At 72.5% G+C, this 19,273-nt stretch carries 19 protein-coding genes and 1 tRNA gene; 5 read left to right on the top strand and 15 right to left on the bottom strand.

Annotation, left to right across the window (positions count from 1 at the left end):
• Positions 1 to 7: 7 nt before the first annotated feature.
• The 3 genes from DRB96_RS24290 to DRB96_RS24280 all read right to left on the bottom strand — a co-directional run bounded on the left by DRB96_RS24290 (position 8) and on the right by DRB96_RS24280 (position 3,173).
• Positions 8 to 991 carry a GDSL-type esterase/lipase family protein gene (locus tag DRB96_RS24290; RefSeq protein WP_204358064.1) on the bottom strand — a complete coding sequence of 328 codons (984 nt, stop codon included), beginning with the start codon at positions 989 to 991 and terminating at the stop codon, positions 8 to 10.
• Between the two features lie 116 nt (positions 992 to 1,107).
• A complete protein-coding gene (locus DRB96_RS24285; protein WP_275432023.1) occupies positions 1,108 to 2,052 on the bottom strand; it encodes an SDR family oxidoreductase in 945 nt (314 codons plus the stop codon).
• Positions 2,049 to 3,173 (bottom strand): LLM class flavin-dependent oxidoreductase, encoded by a 1,125-nt coding sequence (locus DRB96_RS24280; protein ID WP_112450367.1) that lies wholly within the window; start codon positions 3,171 to 3,173, stop codon positions 2,049 to 2,051. The genes DRB96_RS24285 and DRB96_RS24280 overlap by 4 nt, the downstream gene beginning before the upstream one ends.
• Before the next feature lie 316 nt (positions 3,174 to 3,489).
• On the opposite strand from DRB96_RS24280, the gene DRB96_RS24275 reads away from it, so the two are divergent.
• Both DRB96_RS24275 and DRB96_RS24270 read left to right on the top strand, forming a co-directional pair.
• The gene (locus DRB96_RS24275) at positions 3,490 to 4,959 is read left to right on the top strand and encodes an amino acid permease (protein ID WP_239516350.1); all 1,470 of its coding nucleotides are present in this window, start codon (positions 3,490 to 3,492) and stop codon (positions 4,957 to 4,959) included.
• A 10-nt stretch (positions 4,960 to 4,969) separates the two neighbouring features.
• Complete coding sequence (locus DRB96_RS24270) at positions 4,970 to 5,425, top strand: Lrp/AsnC family transcriptional regulator (RefSeq protein ID WP_007262967.1); 456 nt, start codon at positions 4,970 to 4,972, stop codon at positions 5,423 to 5,425.
• On the opposite strand, the gene DRB96_RS24265 is transcribed toward DRB96_RS24270, so the two are convergent.
• The 7 genes from DRB96_RS24265 to DRB96_RS24240 all read right to left on the bottom strand — a co-directional run bounded on the left by DRB96_RS24265 (position 5,403) and on the right by DRB96_RS24240 (position 12,134).
• Positions 5,403 to 5,825: a WhiB family transcriptional regulator gene (locus tag DRB96_RS24265; RefSeq protein WP_112450366.1), complete on the bottom strand. Its 423-nt coding sequence runs from the start codon at positions 5,823 to 5,825 to the stop codon at positions 5,403 to 5,405. The genes DRB96_RS24270 and DRB96_RS24265 overlap by 23 nt on opposite strands.
• A gap of 141 nt (positions 5,826 to 5,966) precedes the next feature.
• Positions 5,967 to 7,100 carry an LLM class flavin-dependent oxidoreductase gene (locus DRB96_RS24260; protein WP_112450365.1) on the bottom strand — a complete coding sequence of 378 codons (1,134 nt, stop codon included), beginning with the start codon at positions 7,098 to 7,100 and terminating at the stop codon, positions 5,967 to 5,969.
• 106 nt (positions 7,101 to 7,206) lie between these two features.
• Positions 7,207 to 8,574 carry an NtaA/DmoA family FMN-dependent monooxygenase gene (locus DRB96_RS24255; protein WP_112450364.1) on the bottom strand — a complete coding sequence of 456 codons (1,368 nt, stop codon included), beginning with the start codon at positions 8,572 to 8,574 and terminating at the stop codon, positions 7,207 to 7,209.
• A 21-nt stretch (positions 8,575 to 8,595) separates the two neighbouring features.
• Entirely contained in the window at positions 8,596 to 9,807 is a 1,212-nt protein-coding gene (locus DRB96_RS24250; RefSeq protein WP_112450363.1) for an LLM class flavin-dependent oxidoreductase, read from the bottom strand.
• A 61-nt stretch (positions 9,808 to 9,868) separates the two neighbouring features.
• Complete coding sequence (locus DRB96_RS43165) at positions 9,869 to 10,039, bottom strand: hypothetical protein (protein ID WP_162688730.1); 171 nt, start codon at positions 10,037 to 10,039, stop codon at positions 9,869 to 9,871.
• A gap of 89 nt (positions 10,040 to 10,128) precedes the next feature.
• A complete protein-coding gene (locus DRB96_RS24245; RefSeq protein ID WP_112450362.1) occupies positions 10,129 to 10,836 on the bottom strand; it encodes a GNAT family N-acetyltransferase in 708 nt (235 codons plus the stop codon).
• Positions 10,837 to 11,624: 788 nt separating this feature from the next.
• The gene (locus DRB96_RS24240) at positions 11,625 to 12,134 is read right to left on the bottom strand and encodes a hypothetical protein (protein WP_112450361.1); all 510 of its coding nucleotides are present in this window, start codon (positions 12,132 to 12,134) and stop codon (positions 11,625 to 11,627) included.
• A gap of 548 nt (positions 12,135 to 12,682) precedes the next feature.
• Here DRB96_RS24240 and DRB96_RS24235 point away from each other — a divergent pair.
• On the top strand, positions 12,683 to 13,159 hold the full coding sequence (locus DRB96_RS24235) for a hypothetical protein (protein ID WP_112450360.1): 477 nt from the start codon (positions 12,683 to 12,685) through the stop codon (positions 13,157 to 13,159).
• A 226-nt stretch (positions 13,160 to 13,385) separates the two neighbouring features.
• Here DRB96_RS24235 and DRB96_RS24230 read toward each other — a convergent pair whose 3' ends face one another.
• Positions 13,386 to 13,703, bottom strand: a complete 318-nt coding sequence (locus DRB96_RS24230) for a helix-turn-helix transcriptional regulator (RefSeq protein WP_112453674.1) — start codon at positions 13,701 to 13,703, stop codon at positions 13,386 to 13,388.
• Positions 13,704 to 13,796: 93 nt separating this feature from the next.
• Here DRB96_RS24230 and DRB96_RS24225 point away from each other — a divergent pair, with 93 nt between their 5' ends.
• Positions 13,797 to 14,708: a hypothetical protein gene (locus DRB96_RS24225; RefSeq protein WP_112450359.1), complete on the top strand. Its 912-nt coding sequence runs from the start codon at positions 13,797 to 13,799 to the stop codon at positions 14,706 to 14,708.
• Positions 14,705 to 16,465 carry a hypothetical protein gene (locus tag DRB96_RS24220; protein ID WP_112450358.1) on the top strand — a complete coding sequence of 587 codons (1,761 nt, stop codon included), beginning with the start codon at positions 14,705 to 14,707 and terminating at the stop codon, positions 16,463 to 16,465. Before DRB96_RS24225 ends, DRB96_RS24220 begins: the two co-directional genes overlap by 4 nt.
• 256 nt (positions 16,466 to 16,721) lie before the next feature.
• On the opposite strand, the gene DRB96_RS24215 is transcribed toward DRB96_RS24220, so the two are convergent.
• The 4 genes from DRB96_RS24215 to DRB96_RS24200 form a co-directional block, all read right to left on the bottom strand.
• Positions 16,722 to 16,795: transfer RNA gene (locus tag DRB96_RS24215), tRNA-Ala, on the bottom strand.
• Positions 16,796 to 16,882: 87 nt separating this feature from the next.
• The gene (locus DRB96_RS24210) at positions 16,883 to 17,893 is read right to left on the bottom strand and encodes a hypothetical protein (protein WP_112450357.1); all 1,011 of its coding nucleotides are present in this window, start codon (positions 17,891 to 17,893) and stop codon (positions 16,883 to 16,885) included.
• Between the two features lie 157 nt (positions 17,894 to 18,050).
• Positions 18,051 to 18,692 (bottom strand): GNAT family protein, encoded by a 642-nt coding sequence (locus tag DRB96_RS24205; protein ID WP_239516300.1) that lies wholly within the window; start codon positions 18,690 to 18,692, stop codon positions 18,051 to 18,053.
• Between the two features lie 17 nt (positions 18,693 to 18,709).
• The gene (locus DRB96_RS24200; protein ID WP_239516301.1) at positions 18,710 to 19,237 is read right to left on the bottom strand and encodes a MogA/MoaB family molybdenum cofactor biosynthesis protein; all 528 of its coding nucleotides are present in this window, start codon (positions 19,235 to 19,237) and stop codon (positions 18,710 to 18,712) included.
• Between the last annotated feature and the right edge of the window lie 36 nt (positions 19,238 to 19,273).

Raw genomic sequence — 19,273 nt, 5'->3', positions numbered from 1 at the left:
GTTTCACTCACCCCGCGTCGAACCCGGCCCGCCGCATGGCCGTGGCCACAGCGAGGCCGAGCGTGTGGTGACCGGAGTCGTTGGGGTGCAGGCCGTCCGCCAGGTGCTCGGGGCCCAGTACGTCCCGCCCCGGCAGCAGGGCCAGCCGGTCGTCCCCGGCGGCGATCCGGTCCCGGGTGGCGCGCTCCATCGCGTCGCGCAGGGCGCCCAGGGTGGCGCCCAGCTTGTTCGGGGTGCGCTCCGCGTCGGGCCGCAGCACGGGGGAGAGGAGGAGCAGCGGTGTCCGGGGGTGGCCCTGGCGGACCAGTTCGATGAACGCGCGGGTGGTCTCGTACAGGAGGGGGGCCGAAAAGGGCACGCGGGACCAGCAGTTGGTGCCGAAGGCGAGGGTGAGGACATCGGCGGGCAGTTCGGCGAGCTGCTCGGCGGTGGCCAGTTCCCCGCGCGCGGCGCCCGCGTAGCCGAGGTTGACCGTGTCCCAGCCGAGCGCCCGCCCGGCGATCGCCGGCCAGCCGTGCGCGGGCCGGGTGGACCACCAGCCCTCGGTGATGGAGTCGCCGTGCACCACCCAGCGCGGGGCGGGCGGCGCGGGGTCCACCCGGCCGCCGACCCCGCGCACGCCGAGGATCAGCGGGGACTGCGTCTCGGGCGGATGGATGGTGAACGGGCCGGATCCGCCGGGTAGTTCGAGGCGTATGACGGCCTCGGCCGCCGGCTCGGTGTACAGCTCGCGCACCACCCCGTGCCGGTCCCAGAGGGCGAAGCCGTGCGCGAGGTCGCGCAGCGCGTCGGTGGGGCCGGGCACGGTCGCCCGGTAGCGGATCTCCACCGCCCGCGCGCCCCGGGCGGTGAACTCCAGGCGCACCCCGATGGGCAGGGTGGCCCGCTCGCCGGTGTCCCAGGGCAGCCGCATGGTGTCGGCGGGGTCGGCCCGTACCGGGCGGCCCCGGTCCAGCCAGGACACGCCGCGCAGGAAGGGGCCCGGGTCCAGCCAGGGCCCGGTGCCGGCGACGGCCGCCGCGTCCGTGCCGGCGTCCGTCTCCGTCCGCGTCTCCGTCCCGATCTCCGGGCCGCCGTCCGTGTCCGTGTCTTCGGTCCTGTGCGTGTTCACTGCTCGGCTCCGATCGTCGGGTACGGGAACTTCACGCCGACGCCGCCGTCGACCACGAGCGTCTGCCCGGTGATGTACGAGGACTGCGGCGAGGCCAGGAAATAGAGCGCGGCCGCGATGTCCGCGGTCTCGGCGACCCGGCCCAGCGGGGCGTTCTCCGCGTTGCGCCGCCGCCCCTCGGTGCCCAGCAGGGCGCGGACCCGCGGGGTGGCGACCACGCCCGGTGCCACCGCGTTGACCCGTACCCCGCGCGGGCCCAGCTCGACCGCCGCCGAGCGCACCAGTGACATCAGGCCCGCCTTCGCCGCCCCGTACGCGGCGTGCAGCGGGGCGGCGGTGAGCCCGGAGACGGAGGCGACGAAGACCAGCGGGCCGCCGCCGGCCGCCGCGACGGCCTCGCCGCCGTACTGGACGGCCAGCCACGCGTGCCGCAGGACGAGGTCGAAGTGCCAGTCCCAGCCGGCGTCGTCCAGCTCGGGCAGGGCGGCGTAGCGGGCCATGCCTACGATGTCGACGACCCCGCCGACCGGGCGGCCGAGGAGCCCCGGGGCCTCGGCGAAGAGCTCCCGCATCGGGTCGCGGCGGGTGACGTCGGCGGCGTACGGGAGGCCCCCGGTCTCGACGGCGACCGCCCGGGCCCGTTCCCCGTCCACGTCGACGCACAGCACGCGGGCACCGCCGGCGGCCAGCGCGTGCGCGGTCTGCCGGCCGATGCCGTTGCCCGCGCCGAGCAGGACGAACCCGCGGCCGTCGAGGCGGTGCAGGGCGGCGTAGTCGGGGACGGGGGAGGTGTCGAGGTGAGCGGGCTCCCCGGCGGCGGCCGCGGAACCGGCGGCCGCGGAACCGGCGGAAGCGGAACCGGCCGCGGAACCTGCGGAAGCGGGACCGGCGGCCGCGGCACCGGCGGGAGCCCCGGCCGCGCCCCGGGGCCGCGCGCTCACGCGCGCTCCCGGCGGGGCTCGTAGCGGGCCAGCTCCGGGAGGACTTCCTTGCCGAGGATCTCCAGGGTCCGCAGGATCTCCCGGTGTTCCAGGTACCCCCACTGGACGTAGCAGATGAGCTGGTCGACACCGAGGTCCGCGTACCGCTTGGCCTTGGCGACGATCGTCTCCGCGTCCCCGATGAGGATCATGTCGCCGTCGCTGAACTCCCGTACCGGGACGTTCCCCTCGAGGATCGGCGTGAGCAGCGGGAAGGTCCGCTCGCGCTCCTCGGGGCCCAGGTGCGGCAGCTCCCACTCCAGGGTGAAGCGCGCGAGGTTCGAGTACCACCAGGCGACCGAGTCCCAGACGCGGGCGCCCGGGGCGGTGCCCGGCGGCGTGGCGTGGACCAGGGTGTAGGCGGCGACCCGGTCCGTGGTGACGTCGGTGAGCGGGCTCGGGGCGGCGGCCGCCGCCCGGTAGGCGGCCACCTGGGCGGCCATCGCCTCCAGCGGCTGCATGATCGAGAAGGAGAGCAGTCCCAGGCCGTGCGCACCCGCGACCTCCGCCGAACCGGGGGAGGTGGCCGCCATCCAGGCCGGCGGGTGCGGATCCTGCACCGGCTTGGGGGTGACCATGCGGCGCGGGAAGCGGAAGCGCTCCGACTCGTAGGCGAAGTACTCCTCGCGCCACATCCCCGTCACGATCTCGATGGCCTCGCGCCAGTCCTCCCGGGACCTCTCCCGGTCCACGCCGAAGGCGGTCTGCTCCATGGGCGTGGACCGGCCGGTGCCCCACTCCACCCGACCGCCGGAGAGCACGTCGACGGTGGCGACCTTCTCCGCTATGCGCTGGGGCGGCGTGAAGGCGAAGGGGGTGAGGGTCACGCCGAAGCCGAGCCGGATCCGCTCCGTGAGCCCGGCCAGGTGTCCGAGGAGCACCTCGGGGGCCGGGCAGTGCGAGCGGCCCTCGCGGAAGTGGTGCTCGACCGCCCAGACGGTGCGGAATCCCATCCGGTCGGCGAGCCGGATCTGCTCGACGGCCTCCCGGTAGGCGCGCTGCTCGGCGGCCCGCTGGCCGTGCGGATGGGCTCCCGGCCAAGGCCTGGGCACGTCGATCTCATAGAGCACGTCCAGATCCATGACGGCACGCTGCGGCAGATCTGACGAAGTGTCAAGAACGCCGTTCGGGATGGGTCACGCACTGATCGATCATCCCCGCGCAACAAAGGACCATCCAGGACAGATCCGCGCAACGATCAGTCGCCAATGTGCAAGGATGGTGCATTACGGGCGGTATCACTCAGCTCGTAGGCTCACTCGCTGTACGTGGAGTGGCGAGGACCGCCTGCTCGCGGTCCCCCCATGCCCAGGCAGGTTCTTGCGCTGCCTGCTCCTGCTCCGGACCGCTGCGGTCGACGCCGACACACCCCACCCGCAGTGACAAAGGAGTCCCCTCGTGCTCGATCACGGCCAGGCGCCACCGCTCACCTCGGAGCCCCGCAAGGCGCCCCACCCCCTGATGCGCCGCAAGCCGGTGGAGCAGCTGGTCGCCGAGGGCGGCCAGGGCGAGGGCGGCTCGCTGCGCCGCTCGCTCACCATGTGGCAGCTCACGATGATCAGCATCGGCGCGACCCTGGGCACCGGCATCTTCGTCGTCCTCGGCACCGCGGCCCCCAAGGCCGGTCCCGCCGTCACGATCTCCTTCGTCATCGCGGGCCTGACCGCCCTCTTCTCGGCGCTCTCCTACGCGGAGCTGGCCGGATCGGTGCCGGTCTCCGGCTCCTCGTACTCGTACACCTACGCCACCATGGGCGAGCTCGTCGCATGGGTCTGCGGCTGGTGCCTGATCTTGGAGTACGGGGTCTCCGTCGCGGCGGTCGCCGTCGGCTGGGGCGAGTACCTCAACGAATTCCTCGACGGCACGATAGGGATCACCATCCCGGAGAGTGTCTCCGCCCCGCTGGGCGAGGGCGGCTTCATCAATCTGCCGGCGCTCGTCGTCGTCCTGCTCGCCATGGTCTTCCTCATGCGCGGAGCCAAGGAGAGCGCCCGGATCAACTCGATCATGGTCGGCGTGAAGATCGTCACCCTGCTGCTCTTCATCGGTATCGGTGCCATGGGCATCAAGTCCGGCAACTACTCGAACTTCAACCCGCTCGGCCGGGAGGGCATCACCGCCGCGGCCGGCACCCTCTTCTTCTCCTACATCGGCTTCGACGCCGCTTCCACCGCCGGTGAGGAAGCCAAGAACCCCAAGCGCGACCTGCCCCGCGCGATCATGCTCTCGCTGCTGATCGTCACCGTCCTCTACGTCCTTGTGGCCTTCGTCGCCGTCGGCGCCATGCCCTGGCAGGACTTCGAGGGCACCGAGGCCGCGCTCGCCCAGATCATGACCGACGTCACCGGCCACAGCTTCTGGGGCGTGGTCCTGGCCGCGGGCGCCGTCGTCGCCATCGCCTCCGTGGTCTTCGCCGTGCTCTACGGCCAGACCCGCATCCTGTTCGCGATGTCCCGCGACGGCCTCGTGCCCAAGGCATTCGGCAAGGTCAACGCGCGCACCGGCGTTCCCCGCGCGAACGTGGTGATCGTCGGCCTCTTCTGCGGACTCCTCGCCGCCACCATCCCGCTCGGCAAGCTGGCCGACGCCACCAGCATCGGCACGCTCTTCGCCTTCGGTCTGGTCAACGTCGCCGTCATCATCCTGCGCTTCACCCGCCCGGACATGCCGCGCACCTTCAAGGTGGCCCTGTTCCCGCTCACGCCGATACTCGGCTTCCTCGCCTGCGGTTGGGTGATGTGGAGCCTCGACGCCGTCACCTGGCAGGTCTTCGGTGGCTGGATGGCCGTTGGCCTCGTGGTCTACTTCCTGTACGGCATCCGCCGCTCCCGACTGGCCACAGCAGAACCGGCCGCAGCAGAGAAGTGATCCACGCGCAGTGCGACTGAACGATCTCGACGAACGCATCGTGCACGCCCTCGCCGAGGACGCCCGCCGCTCCTACGCGGACATCGGCTCCGAGGTCGGACTCTCCGCCCCCGCCGTCAAACGGCGCGTGGACCGGCTGCGTGCCGAAGGGGCCATCACCGGCTTCACGGTCCGCGTCGACCCCGCCGCCATGGGCTGGGAGACCGAGGGCTTCATAGAGATCTACTGTCGCCACAACACCTCGCCGGACGACATCCGGCGAGGGCTGGAGCGCTACCCCGAGGTGGTGTCCGCGTCGACCGTCACCGGCGACGCGGACGCCCTCGTCCAGGTCTTCGCCTCCGACATGCGGCACTTCGAGCGGGTCCTGGAACGGATCGCGGGCGAGCCCTTCGTGGAGCGCACCAAATCGGTCCTCGTCCTCTCCCCGCTGCTGCGCCGCTTCACCTCGGGCGCCCCGGCGTAGCGGACCTGTCGGGCCCGCTGGGTCCGCTCTGCCCCTTCGGCGCCGTCATGGCGGCCCTCCTGGCGCGCGAGGGCCGCGCCAGGGCCTTGCGCTCCTCCTCGGTCTTGCCGCCCCACACCCCGAACGGCTCCCGCGTGCGCAGGGCGTGCTCCAGGCACGCCTCCCGCACCGGGCACCCGCCGCAGACGCGCTTCGCGGCCGCGTCGCGCTCCTCCCGTTCCTCGCCCCGCTCGCCCGCGGGATGGAAGAACCGGGACGAGCCGAGCTCGCGGCAGGCCGCGTAGGTCTGCCACTCCCAGTGGTGGACCGCGGAACCGGGCAGCCGGGTCACGTCGGCCTCGGGGATCCGGGGGGACGTGGACGCGGAGGTCAGTGCGGTGGCGGACGTCACGGAGGTCATGGCGGTTCCTTTCGCGAGGCGGTCGTCGGATGCTTCCTCCGCGTGTGACCACACCGCGCCGGGCCAAACCCCCGTCGGCGAAACGCCTTCCTCCGCAAGCCGGTCAAGGCTCCGGCCGCCCCCGGCCGGCAGGGCGGCCCGCTACCCTCGCCGGGCCCACTCCCCGGCCAGCAGCCGGTACGAGCGCACCCGGTCCGCGTGCCCGTGCGTGATCGTGGTGATCAGCAGCTCGTCCGCGCCGGTCGCGTCCCGCAGCCGCTCCAGATGGTCGGCGACGGTCGCGGGGGACCCGACGAACTGGGTCTCCACCCGGTCGGCGACCAGCTCGTGGTCCGCCGCCGACCAGTCCCGGGTCAGCTCGCGCGCCCGGTCCGGGTCGGGGAACGGGATCGCTCCCGCGCCCGAGCGGATGCTGTGCACCCACGGCGCGTACCCGGTGGCCAGCTCCCGCGCCTCCGCGTCGTCCGGGGCCACCACCACGTCGGCGGACACCGTCAGGTGCGGCCGGTCCAGCCCGTCCGGCCCGGCCGAGGGCTTGAAGGCCGCCCGGTACGCCTCGGCCGCCTCCAGGACGCTCGCCGGGCTGACGTGGTAGTTCGCCGCGAACCGCAGCCCGTTCGCGCCGGCCGTCTCGGCGCTCACCCCGGCACTGCTGCCCAGCACCCACACCTGGACCTCGGCGCCCTCGCCGGGCACGGCGTGCCCCTCCACCCCCTCCGGCGAGCGGTACTCCCCGCGCAACAGGGCCAGTACGTCGCCCACTTGCTCGGAGTACTCCTGCGGCGCGGCCCCCGGCAGCTGCAGCAGCCGGTGCTGGAGCGCGATGCGCGGGTGGTCCCGCAGATGGGCGAAGGAGAAGGGCTCCGGGATGAGCAGCCCGTTGTCCGTCGTGTACGCCACCGGCGGCGCCGCGTCGGCCCGGCGCGGCGCCGGGCCGCCCGCCGAACGGCCCAGGCCCAGGTCGATCCGGCCCGGGTGCACCGCGTCCAGCAGGCCGAACTCCTCGACCGTCGACAGCGCCGTGCGGTGTCCCAGCTGGACCGCGCCCGAGCCGATCCGGATCGTGGAGGTGGCCGAGGCGGTCAGCGCCAGCACGACGGCCGGCGAGGTCCCGGCGACCCCCGGGTTGAGGTGGTGCTCGGCGAACCAGTAGCGGGCGTAGCCGAACCGCTCGGCCTGGCGGGCCAGGTCGACACTGGAGCGCAAGGCCTCGGCGGCCGTGGAGCCGGACGGGATCGGGACGAGGTCGAGGACCCCGAGCGGGACGGCGGGCATGGTGTTCCCTCCTGCGGTGACGTGCTTGCGGCGCGGGCCTTCGGGCCTGCTGCGGGATTGCTGCGGGCCTGCTGCGGGCCTTCGCCGAAGGGTCTTCGGCGGGGTTTCAGTGGTGGGCGGGGGCCAGGGCGCGCGGGGCGGCGAGACCGAGGTGGTCGCGCAGCGTCGGGCCGGTGTACTCGCGGCGGAACACCCCGCGCTCCTGGAGCAGCGGTACGACGGTGTCCGCGAAGGCGTCGAGCCCGCCGGGCGTCAGGTGCGGCACCAGGATGAACCCGTCGGCCGCGTCCGCCTGGACCAGGCCGTCGATGGCCCGGGCCACCGTCAGGGGCGAGCCGACGAAGGTCTGCCTGCCGGTCGTCTCGATCACCAGCTCCCGGATCGACAGGCCCCGGGCACCGGCCAGCTCCCGCCACTCGCGCGCGACGTCCGCCGGATCCCGGTGCGTGCGCACGCTCGCCCGGCCCTGCGCGACGGTGTTCTCACCGGGGACCGGATCGACGTCCGGCAGCGGCCCGTCCGGGTCGTAGCCCGACAGGTCCCGGTTCCACACGTGCTCCAGGTACTTGATCGCGGTGGCCCCGCTGACCTGCTTGAGCCGCACCTCGTGGGCCAGCTCCCGCGCCTCGTCGTCGGTGTCGCCGAGCACGAAGGTGGCCGCCGGCAGGATCTTCAGCTCGTCGGGGGTGCGGCCGTACTTGGCCAGCCGCCCCTTCACGTCCGCGTAGAAGGCGCGGCCCGCGTCCAGCGTGCCGTACCGGCCGAAGATGGCGTCCGCGCCGGCCGCCGCGAACTCCCGGCCCTCGTCCGAATCGCCCGCCTGGAAGACGACGGGCCGCCCCTGCGGGCTGCGCGGCACGTTGAAGTGCCCGGAGATGTCGAACTGCTCGCCCCGGTGGGCGAAGGCGCCCGCCCGCGCGTCCCGCAGGAACTCCCCGGACACCGGGTCGGCGAGGAGCTCGCCGCCGTCCCAGGAGTCGAACAGCTCGTGCGCGGTGGCGAGGAACTCCCTGGCCCGCTCGTAGCGCTGCTCGCGCGGCAGGAAGCCGCCGCGCCGGAAGTTCTCCCCGGTGAAGGCGTCCCAGGAGGTGACCACGTTCCAGGCGGCCCGGCCGTCCGAGAGGTGGTCCAGGGAGGCGAACTGGCGGGCCACCTCGTACGGCTCGTTGAAGGTGGAGTTGATGGTGCCCGTCAGCCCGAGGTGGGTGGTGACCGCGGCGAGGGCGGCCAGCACGGTGAAGGTGTCGGGCCGCCCCACCACGTCCAAGTCGTAGATCTCCCCGCCCTGTTCGCGCAGGCGCAGCCCCTCGGCGAGGAAGAGGAAGTCGAATTTGGCGCGCTCCGCGGTCCGGGCGAAGTGGGCGAAGGAGTCGAACTCGATGTGGCTGCCCGCGGCGGGGTCGCTCCACACGGTGGTGTTGTTGACCCCGGGGAAATGGGCCGCGAGGTGGATCTGCTTGAGCGGCTTGCTCATGGCTGTCGGTCCTTCCGGGGATCAGGCGGCGACGGTGGCGGGAGCGGAGGCGGCGGCAGCGGCACCGGACCGGGTGGGCCCGGCGCCGCCGGCGGCCGCGTACCGGTTCGCGGGGTGCTCCAGGCCCAGCAGGCCGCGGAGCGTGGCGGCCCCGTAGGAGCGTCGGAACGCCCCGCGCCGCTGCAGCTCCGGGACCAGGCCGCGGGTGATGGCCGGGAGGTCGTGGGCGAGCACGCCCGGCCGCAGCCGGAACCCGGTCAGCCCGGCCCCGTGCCACTCCAGCAGCAGGTCCGCGAGGAGCTGCGGCGTGCCCGCGAAGATGCGGGCGTCGCTCGTGTACGCGGCCCCGTGCGCGGCGTCCAGCCGCTGCAGCCGGCGCTCCGCGTCCTCCGGCCTGTCGTCGAGGAAGACCGTCAGCTCGCCGAACACGTGCGGGGCCCCGGGCAGGGCCAGGGCCGCGGCGCGGGCCTCGTCGGCGTTGCCCGGGGTCACGTGCGCGAGGTCGGCGGACCCGGCGAGGAACGGGTACCCGGCGGCGTCGGAGGCGAGCGCGCTGACCGGGGGCAGCCCTTGCGGCGGCCTGGGGGTGATGGAGGGTCCCTTGACGCTGAAGTGGGGCCCCTCGAAGTCGATGTAGTGCAGTCTGGCGCGGTCGACGAACCGGCCCGTGGCCACGTCGCGGATCTCGGCGCCGTCCTCCCAGCTGTCCCACAGCCGGCGCACCACCTCCACGTGGTCGGCGGCCTCCCCGTACAGCCCGGCGATGTCCCCGCCCGCCGCACGGCGCCCGAAGTGGCCCGCCTCGTCCGGCCGTTCGGAGATCTGGACGCGCAGGCCCGCCCGCCCGCGGCTGACGTAGTCCAGGGTGGCGAGGGCCTTGGAGACGTGGAACGGCTCGGTGTGCGTGGCCACCACGCTCGGCACCAGCCCGATGTGCCGGCTCAGCGGCGCCACCCGGGCGGCGACCAGCACCGCGTCGAGCCGCCCGCGCACCAGGTCGGTGCGGCCGTCGGGCCCGGCCGGATCGGTGGACTGCAGGCCCAGCGAGTCCTCGAAGGTGACGAAGTCCAGCAGCCCGGCCTCGGCCTCGGCCACGAGCGAGGCCCAGTACCCGGCGGTGAACAACCGGGCCGCGTCCGCGCCCGGTTCGCGCCAGGCGGCCGGATGCCAGCCGGCGCCGTCGAGGGCGACGGCGAGATGGACCTCGGGGGAGGGGGAAGGGCGAACGGGCATGGCGGAACTGCCTCCTGATCGGACGGCGCGGCGAAGGACGACTCGGATCGCGGAACGCTGATCAGGAACGACAGAGGGAGGCGGCGACGCGCAGCAGGTCGATGTGCGCGCGGGAGTGCAGACGGACGGCGCGGCGGGGGCTGACGGCGGCGGCGCCGGTGCGGGCGCCGCCGCGGGAGCCGGGCCGGGTGCCGGTCGGGGCGTCGGGTCGGGTGCCGGTTCCTGCGGTCATGCCGGGCCACCCCCCCTCGCTCTTCGATCGTCCTTTCGACGCTAGGTCAGTGGGGGGCCCGCCCGCAACGGATGGAATGTCAATCCGTGTTAAGCCTTCGTGTCGGGCGTGCGAAGCCCGATGAAGAGCGGCTCGCGGCGCAGGGTGAAGCCCATCGACAGGTAGAGACCTATGGCGGAGGTGTTCTGCGCCGCCGCGTGCAGGAACGCGCTGTCGCCGCGCTCCTCCACGGCCGCCACGACCGCCCGGATCAGCCGCCCGGCGAGCCCCGCGCCCCGGTGGTCGGGGTGGGTGCAGACCGCGCTGATCTCCGACCAGCCCGGCGGCCGCATCCGCTCGCCCGCCATCGCGACGAGCCGGCCCCCGCGGCGGATCCCGAGGTACGTGCCCAGCTCGACGGTGCGGTCACCGAACGGCCCGGGCTTCGCCAGCTCGACCAGCTCCAGCATCTCCGGCACGTCGGCGGGGCCCAGGAGCACCGCCTCCGGGTCCTCCTTGCCCCGCACCGCCCGGCCGTCGAGCTGTACGCCGGGCAGTGACAGCAGGGTCTCCCAGCCGGCGGGCGGGGTCGGCAGCCCGGTCACCCAGACCTCCTGCCCGGGACCGAAGAGCTCGGCCAGATCGGCCCAGGCGCGCGGGTCCTCGGGATCGGCGAGCGCGGCGAAGGGCGACACGCCGTCGGGGTAGCGGGCGGCGAGTCCGGCGGGCCCGGTCTCGGCGAACCCGCGGTGCGGGCCGTCGAGCGCCGTCCAGACGGGATTGTCGAGGACCGCGTCGGACCGGGACTCACGGGACATGGGCAGGGGCTTCCTTCCAAGGGGTGCGGGCACTCTTGACGGCCCCCTGCGGGGCCACGAGACTGCGAACGCCAGCCTAACGGGGGTCGCGGACACGAGGGGGAGCCGATGGACCAGCTCACCACACCGCCCGCACCGCTCCGCCGCTCCTGGCTCACCCGCCGGCTGCACATCGACCTCCTCCGCGTCTGCAGCGCCACGGCTCCGGCTCTCTGAAGCCCGCCGAGCACGCGCGTACGTCGTACACGGACAGACCGAGGAGAACCATGTCGCACACCCATGTCCAGACGCCTGCCGATGCCCTGTGTCCCGCCCGGGCCCGAGGCCGGAGCCAGGCCGGAATCCCGACGCAGCAGCGGACCCAGACCCAGGCCCAGTCGCAGGTCCAGGCACCGCCCCAGGCTCCGGCCCAGGCCCGTCCCTTATACAACTCTCACGCTGCCGCCGACCCCCCCCCCCACGATCCCTGGTAGCGCAGTATTATAGACAGAGGAGAGCGGCGGCAGCGTCAGATGGTGATAAGAGACAGCTTCACGGATCTACGCCCGTCGACGTCGGGGCCTCGCCCGTCGGCCGGCGGGACCGGATCGTCGGCCTATCCGCGTCGGGGAATGTAGGTCTCGGTGATCTCTACGGGAGGTCACGGCCGATCTCCGCGACGGCCGAAAGCTGACCCTCTGACGCTGCGACGGACCAGCCGCCGAAGTACGAGCGGCCCAAGGGGGCAGCGGTGGAGGGTGCAGATCCGTGAGCCGTGATGGTCGCTCGCACCCGTACAAAGGCGAGAACTAGGCAACCCCTGGGGAGGGAGTCCCGCCTTCGGCGGCCTCGGCAGGGAGTGCGATGGTGAACCAGGCCGTCGGGCCCTCGGCCACCCGGACCTCCTTCACCAGCCGCTTGAGTCGCGAACGGGTCGTCTCCACCCGAGTTGGATCCTCACCAATCGCCGCAGTGATGTCGTTCACCTTCAGTGCCCGCCCGGAACCCGCGAGGAGCGTCAGTATCCGTTCCCTTGCCTCTTCCAGGCCGAGCGGTCCAGATGGAGGTGCCGGCTCCGCAGTTGCAGTCGAGGCGGCTGGGTCAGACTGGTCCCCCTCCGTATCCGGACGGCCCGATTCATCCGGCACAGCCGGATCCCCGCTCTGGGAGGTGTCATTCACCAGGGACAACAGAGTGTCCCTGGTGATCGTCAAGCGGATGAGGTGCTCCTCGGCAGCGGCGATCTCGGTGCGGAGTTCACCCAACTCCTTTCGAACGTTGAGTTCTTCCTCATCCAGCCGTTCAAACAGTGTCGTCATCGCCCGCCCTTGACGCTCATCCATGCCCTTCGGGCTCTGGTTCGCGACACCGAAGCCCCTTGAGCCACCGTAAGAGATGTACGGGAAGATCGCAGGAGCTTTCGGCAACGCCGGAGATGGGTAACTCCTGCCCAGCTACGACGCGTTCACGTATGCGGCTGCGTCGAGTCTGGCTTCATCACGAGACGGGGTCGAGTTCCACCGCAGCGCGATGGATCCGCGCACGAAGGTGATGCACCCGTGGTCACGCAGGATCGGCATGCACAGAACTCCAGGAAAGCCGTGCGCAACCACGGCGACCACCGCCTCCCCGCCTTCAAGTCGCCGACAGTCATTGATGGCCCCACCTCCGGACTCCTGACGACCCTGCGACTGTCGCGTCTCCGGCCCGCCATGCGGGACCCACTCTCTGCCCGATGATGTTCGGGATTCACCCCCAGCCTTCCCGGGATCCCTCTACAGTGAGGGCGCAGCGTGCACCGCATCACTGAAACGCAGCTCTGGCGCGGCCAATTACCCCTGACAATCGTTGACTTGATGGAGGTTCAGTGGCGCCCGACAAGCTCCTCCAGCGGTTGGAGTGGGAGCAGCGCGTCGCGCGGGAGAAGCTGGACGCAATCCGGGAGCGACTCGTCGCCCTGGAGGAACGTGCGGCCGCTCTGGCCATCACGCGCCGCATGCTCACGGATCTCCTCGGGGCCGAGTCGGGCGCCGGGGAGCCTCCGACCGAGTTCACCTCCGAGGGTGCTCAGGAGCCGTCCACAGGCCCTCAGCGCGAGGAGAGAGTCGCGCCACCCATGCCGCCGGGGAAGCCCAAGGGGCCCGTCAGCCGGAGGATCGTGACTTTGGTGGCCAGCGCGGACCGCCCCATGCGAGCGCGCGAGGTGACCATCGCCCTGGGCCGTAAGGACCCGACCCGTTCGCAGGTGGAGGCCACCCGCCGGGCATGCCGCAAACTCGCGGGATCCGGCTTCCTGAAGGCGCTCGCGTCCGGCGAGTTCACGGGCCCTGAGGGGGCGGCCTAACGGGGCGGCGGATTTCGCGGTGAACACCGCTCGACGTCGGAGGATCAGCCGGCCCGGGCGAGGTAGAGGTGGTGCCGCCGAGGGATCAGTCCCGGCGGCACCTGCACACGTCCGACCCAGTAACGGCTTCAGCATGCGTTGACGAGGGTAGCCCAGGCGTGGGCTGCCCGTGGCGTGCTGAGCCGAATTCGTCCTGCCCGCGCCTATTGCGCGGGCCATCGGAGGTTCAGCAGTGGCCCGATCCCGGCCCGGGGGTTCCCGGGTACAACCCGACACCGAGGGCGTCCTCCAGTCGGCTCAGCGTCGCAACGTCCGGCCAGCTGTCGCCGGCGAGGAGGTTGGCGATGGCCTGTCGGTTGACTCCGCTGAGCGCCGCGAGGCGTCGCAGACCGAGCCCTTCCCGAGCCATATGCCTGGTCAGGGCGGCGGCGATAGCTTGCACCACCCGAGCCTGGGGGTGGTCGGGGATCGTCGCCTCGGGCCAGCCCTCCGGGTCGTCGGCCAGTTCCCGCGGCGGCACGCTGCGGCCTCGTCCTCCGGTCATGCGGATGCGCTCCTGACGGTCGAGGTGCACAGTCACGAAACAGATGGCTGCTTGTGTAGCCATTTCTCGTGGTGTGTCCCTTTGGAGACGGATGTGAGCGGCGCGATCCTCGGCTACGGGCCTTCGGAGGAGCCGTCGGAATGGCCCCTGGTCGCCGACGGCGTGCGTATGGTGGCCGCCGCCACCTGCGATTCGGTGCCCTATCCGGCGCCGAAGCTCATGCTGGTGCTGTCCGGACTGGCCGTGTACGCGGAGCGTGCCGGGGTCGCGCGTGACCCGCTGGCCTGGCTGGCGCCCGAGGTGATGACGCGGTTCCTGCTCGCCCGCAAGGGGCTCAAGGGCAGCTCGGTGCAGACCTACCGGTCCATCCTGCTGCGTGTCCGCGAGGCCTTGCTGTGGCTGGAGTACGGGCAGCAGCCCACGCCTCGAATGAGCGCCAGCCGGGAGCGCGCCGCCCCGTACACGCCGCCGGAACTGGCCCGCTTCCTGATGTGGGCACGCACGCTTTCCCCTGCGGCCGCCCACGGGGGCAGTGCTCTCGCGCTGCTGGCGCTCGGGGCCGGCTGCGGGCTGACGCGCCGCGAGGTACTGGCTGTCCGCGGCAGCGACATCACGGTGCTGCCGTCCGAGGCGGTGGTCGTGGCGGTGCCGGGCAGCGACCGGCTCGTCGTCTGCCGGGCGATGTGGGAGGAGGACCTCGCCGCGCGGGCGCGCGTCGCCGGGGACGGCTACTTGTTCCTGCCGCAGCGCCAGGTCGCCGAGCCGAAGAACGGCATCTCCAACTGGACGAAGCGCACTCTGAAGAACAGCTCCGGGCTCCCGGAACTGAGACTCGCCCGGCTGCGCAGCACCTGGATCGTGGAGCTGCTGCGCCAGCGCGTCCCTGAGGATGTGATCGCCGATGCGGCGGGCATGGCCTCGACGGCGGCGCTGGCCCCCTACCGGGCGTGGGTCCCGCCGCTGACCACCGAGTCCACCGCACGCATGCTGCGGGGCTGGGCGTGAGGACCCCCGCCGACGACCCTCGCTACCAGCCCGGCAACGGCCGCCCCCGGCGGCCCTACCCGCGTTCACAGGAACCGTCCGAGCTGCCCGACAGCAAGGTCAAGAAGCTGCACCGAATGTTGCACCTCAGCGGCGTACCGGACGCCGTCGAGGAGCTGTTCGCCCCGCTGCCCGGCCCACCCGGGTACCCCATCCGCCTTGTCCTGCTCGGGCTCGTCTGCGCCAGCTACGAGAAGGCCAGCACCAACCTGGACGACGCCTTCGAGATCATCAGCTTCGGCACCAGCAAGCGACTGCGGGCCGAGCTGTCCATCCCCACCTGCGACATCGAGGACCAGGACGCGGTCAACGCCCTGTACAACCGCTTCCACCGGGCCTGGAGCCGCATGGTCCGGCTGCTGGACCCAGCGCCGCACCAGCGCCGCAGCCGGCTTCCCCGGGCCGATGGCCGCAAGGTCGCCGCGCTCTGGAACGGTGCGACGGGCGAGCCGGCGCTGCGGCGCCTGGAGGAACTCGCCAACCGCCTCGTCACCTCTCCGGTCCGCACCGCCTTCACCAAAGGACTGATGCGTCACTGGCGCGGGGACACCGCCATCGACACGACCTGCGTGCCCACCTGGGCGCGCCCCCACACCCGCAAGCGCTCCGCCCTTGAGGCAAGCGCGAACTGGCACTACAAGGGCGGTGGCGACCGGGAGTTCGGCTACAGCGCCACCCTGGCCATCGCCGCGCACGCGGACCCCGACCGGGCCGGCCGCTACCCACAGCTGATCCTCGGCATGGTCCTGCACACCCCTGAGAAGGACATGGGCCGCCACGCCCAGTACGTGAGCGCAGTCCTGGCCCAGCTCACCGAGCTGCGCGGCTTCACGGCCGCCGACCGCGCCTACACCAAACTCTTCCCCAAGGACTTCCACCAGCCGATGCGGGCACTGGGCTACATGCCGGTCCTCGACTTCGCCAAGACTCAGGTCACTCCCCGGGCAGAGGGTTACCACCAGGGCGCCATCGCGAAGGTGGGGCGCTTGTTCTGCCCCCGCACCCCGCGTCGGCTGCTCGACCTCTACCAGCAGATCCGCAGCGCAAAGAACGAACGCGAACGCATCCCCTTGCGAGAGCAACTCCAGGAGATCGAGCCGTACGCCCTCACCCGCAAGGACACCCTCGACGAGCGCGGCACAGAACGCTTCGCCTGCCCCGCGACCAAGCTCAACTGCCCCTGGGCGCAGGAGCGCGAGCGCCTCGGCACGCCGAAGAGACAAGGCCCCGTACCAGTCACCATCCACCTGGACGCCCCACGCGCACGCAGCGCGCACCCCGCCGCCAGGCCCAGCATCGACGTCCCCGACATTCCTCTCGACGACCGCCCCAAGTGCTGCCGTCAGTCCTCTGTCACCGTGCAGGCGCACGTCATGCCCCGCATGCGCCAGGAGCTCCCCTGGCAGACACCGTCCTGGGCCCTGGCCTACCAGAGCCTGCGGGCCCACATCGAGGGCGGCAACGGCCGCCTGAAGTCCGTCGACACCGCCCTGCACGCACGCGAGAAGCGCCAGCCCCGAGGACGAGTCGCCCAATCGCTCCTGGCCGCCATCACGGTCATGGTCGAGAACATCACCGAGCTGGAACGCTTCCTCATCGCCAGCAAGAAGAGCGCCCGAACCGGCCTCGACCTCGAGGCCGGCGAGGACCTCATCCCCTACCCCCCGGCCGGTGAGACATCCACGCCCGCCCCGCACGGCGTGAGCCGCAGCCCCTGACGCGGTGCGCGCCCCGAAATTGAAGATCGACATGTCGCGAGATCGCAGGAGCCTGCCTCCACGCCTGCGGTCTCCGCGGCATGCCCGCATGTCCACCCCCGATCCACTCCGACCGGGGAAACCGCGCTTCCCAGCAGCCCGATGGACTGAACTCCGTACTAATCAAGGCTGAAACGACGAGATCCCGGTCAGACGGTGACCGTCTAACCGGGATCTCGCGAACAGTTCGTGGGCTAACCCGCGAACGGCCCCTTTGTGGACCTGTGGGGATTTGAACCCCAGACCCCCTCGATGCGAACGAGGTGCGCTACCAGACTGCGCCACAGGCCCTTGCGACGTGTGAAACATTAGCATCCCCTCGCGGGTGCTCCAAAACCGGTTTCGGGGAGCGTCCGCGCAGTCCGCGCAGGTCATCGATCACTCGTTCGCGGCGCGCGGCCGCTCGTCGCCCTCGTACTGGTCGAACAGCGGCGTGCGGGACGCGTCGCGGGCGCGCGGCGGGCGCGCGGCGGGCTGCGCGCGTAGGCGCGGCTCCGTCGGCTCGGCCGTGCTGGAGCGGGCGGCGCTCCACGGGTCCGGGGTGGCCGGGCCGGTGGCGCGCGGGGCGACCGGGGCCGTCACGTACGTGGGCAGCGGGACCGGGACGGGCTCCCAGCTGTCACCGCGGGCGGGGCCGCGCTCGCGTTCGCGCTGCTGGTCCACCCACTCCGCGTGGTCGGTCTGCTCGACCAGGGCGCGCCGGCCGGCCTCCTGCGGGGAGACGGGTGGCGCGGGGTCCGGGTCGGAGCCGGCCGCGGCGGCGTCTTCGGAGGCACGGCGGCGGGGGCGGTTCTCGCGGAGCCGGCGGGCGGCCGCTTCGGCGCGCCGCCGGTCCATGGTGAACTCGTAGCGCCGCCGCTCCTGGACGCGCAGGTGCACGATGTAGGTGCTCAGCAGCAGGGCGGGGACGGCCGGGGCCCACAGGTACCGCAGTCCGCCGACGGCGGCGACGACCGCGCCGAGGGTGAAGATCAGGAAGAGCAGCGCGGTGGTGCGCCGGCGGCGGGCCAGGACGACCAGGCGCTGCTCGCGGCGGGCCCGCTCGGCGCGGTCCGCCCGCTCCGAGGCGGCCGATCTCGGCTCCGCGCGGGTGGGCGGGGGCACGACGACGGCCCGGACGTCGTCGACGTCCGCGGAGTTCACCGTTTCCGTCGCTGCGTCCGGGTCCGCGGGGGGCTGGTGTCCCGCCTCCTCGTCACCGCGCTCACGCAGTCCCTTGGCGTAACGGCGCTCCATTCCCGCCCGGCCGGAAAGCAGCCGGATGGCGGTGGAGAAGCGTTCCGTCGGACGGGCTTCGTTCAGCTCGTCCTGCCTCCGGAGCCACATGGGCACCAAGTAGGCGGCCCAGGCCCCGACAATGACTGCGTAGATGAGGCCGCTGCTGCTCACACCCCACACCGTAGAGGTGCGCGGGCAGGCGGATCCGCCAATTGGGACGGCGTGTCGCATGATCTCGCTGATATCACGGACTTTTTTTGTGATTCTTCGGATCAGGTTATGGGCGAATCGGTCACCGGACGAAAGAATTCGAACAGATATCGGATTCCTATTGTCCGGGCGACGCGGGCGACGCGGGCCCCGGCGACGCGGGCCCGTGCGGGTGGCGCTCCCGGTGCCAGCGGTGCAGCAGCCCCTCCCGCACCTCCTCCACCGTCAGCGCGTAAACGAGGTGATCGCGCCACGCGCCGTCGATGTGCAGATATCGCGGCCGCAGCCCTTCCTCTCGGAATCCGAGCTTTTCCGCCACCCGGCGGCTCGGGCCGTTCTCCGGGCGAATGCACACCTCGATCCGGTGCAGGCCGACCTTCGTGAAGCAGTGGTCCACCGCCAGGGCCACCGCGGTCGGCATCACCCCGCGGCCCGCCACCTCGCGGTCCACCCAGTAGCCGACGTGGCCCGCGCACATCGAGCCCCAGGTGATCCCGGCGACCGTCAACTGGCCCACCAGGCGCCCCTCGTACTCGATGACGAAGGGCAGCATGCGCCCCCCGTTCGCCTCGGCCCGCAGGTGGCGGACCATCTGGCGGTACGTCGGCCGCTGGATCACCGGCCCCCAGGGCGCGGGCGGCGGGATCGTGGCCTCCCACGGCCGCAGCCAGTCCCGGTTGCGCCGGTTGACCTCGCGCCAGGCGGCCTGGTCCCGCAGCTTTATCGGCCGGAGCGTGACATCGCCGTCCGCGAGCACCACCGGCCAGGAGGGGCCGTTCAGCTCTCGCTCCCTGTGCTTCTGCCGGGGGGCGCGGGGTGGTCGCCGCCCCGGATCTGGTCGACGGCGTGGAGCAGGACGCGGGACAGGACCGCGATCCCGTCGCGCACCCCGCCCGTCGAACCGGGCAGGTTCACGATCAGGGTGCGGCCGGCCACTCCGGCCAGCCCCCGCGACAGCGCCGCGGTCGGCACCTTCGCCAGGGACTCGGCGCGGATGGCCTGCGGGATGCCCGGGATCTCGTAGTCCAGCACCCGCGCGGTGACGTCCGGGGTCCGGTCGGTCGGTGAGATGCCGGTGCCGCCGGTGGTGAGGATGACGTCGTAGCCGGCGGCCACGCCCTCGCGCAGGGCCGCCTCGACGGGGTCCCCGTCGGGCACCACCCGCGGGCCGTCCACGGCGAAGCCGAGGGCGCGCAGACCGTCGGCGAGCACCGGGCCGCCCCTGTCCGCGTAGACGCCCTTCGAGGCCCGGTTCGAGGCCGTGACCACCAGCGCGCGCGGCGCGGGAGCCGACTCCGGCGTCACGGGGCCGGCCTCCTGGGAAGGGGCAGGGGCGTGGGC

This window comes from Streptomyces sp. ICC1, from assembly GCF_003287935.1.
GTDB lineage: Bacteria > Actinomycetota > Actinomycetes > Streptomycetales > Streptomycetaceae > Streptomyces > Streptomyces tritrimontium.
Note: the sequence above shows the minus strand (reverse complement) of the source record. Positions and strands in the feature narration are given on the sequence as shown.